This is a genomic window from Candidatus Paralachnospira sp. LCP21S3_A2, assembly GCF_052118925.1.
GTDB lineage: Bacteria > Bacillota > Clostridia > Lachnospirales > Lachnospiraceae > Lientehia.
The window spans coordinates 1-719 of sequence record NZ_JBQKGG010000049.1 but is presented as its reverse complement, the minus strand read 5'-3'; the positions used below and the strand labels follow the sequence as shown (position 1 = coordinate 719).

Sequence of the window (719 nt, the reverse complement as noted above, 5' to 3'; positions counted from 1 at the left end):
TCTATTATAAAACTGAAGTGGCTCATTATGACCGGAATAGTGGCTCACACATATCCGGAATGGTGGCTCAAGCTTGCCGGACAGGTGGCTCATTGGAGCACAGATTATTCAGCAGACAAGCGTTAAGGCTCGTTCTAATGGAGAGAAATGCCCGATATGTTCCGGTGCGAGAGTAATTGCAGGAATTAACGATTTGGCGACATTAGAGCCATTACTGGTAAAACAGTGGTCGAAAAAGAATAAGATAAAACCGACAGAGGTTTCTATTGGTTCTCATAAGAAAGTGATTTGGAGATGTGAGAAAGGACACGAGTGGGAAGCTGCCGTTAAGAGCAGAACGATAAATAGGACAGGCTGCCCGTATTGTTCCCATAATAAAGTGTTGGGAGGATTTAATGACCTTGCAACACTTCTGCCGGATATAGCAGCCGAGTGGTCGGACAGAAATTATCCGTTACTTCCAACTCAGGTTAATAAAAACTGTAAGGTTATATATGAATCCGCTATATAAGCTCTTTCGTTTATCTGGCAAACTAGACAGGCTTAAAAATCATATTCTACCTTCGAGGGGTATGCTTTTTCTCTAAAAAAGAGTATGATCAATATAAAAAGGAGCTTCCTGTATAATAAAAAACGTGGATGTTGAAAATTGAAAATACCTCAGAGTACAATGAGACTACTGACTGGCAGGTTAGTAAAATCTTATTGAACAGAGAGGT

The 719-nt window shown here is 40.5% G+C and carries 1 pseudogene; it reads left to right on the top strand.

Annotated features, from left to right (window positions below):
• Window positions 1-112 precede the first annotated feature (112 nt).
• Window positions 113-472: pseudogene (locus tag ACTQ3K_RS12635) on the top strand (zinc-ribbon domain-containing protein); the annotation flags it as partial.
• Between the last annotated feature and the right edge of the window lie 247 nt (window positions 473-719).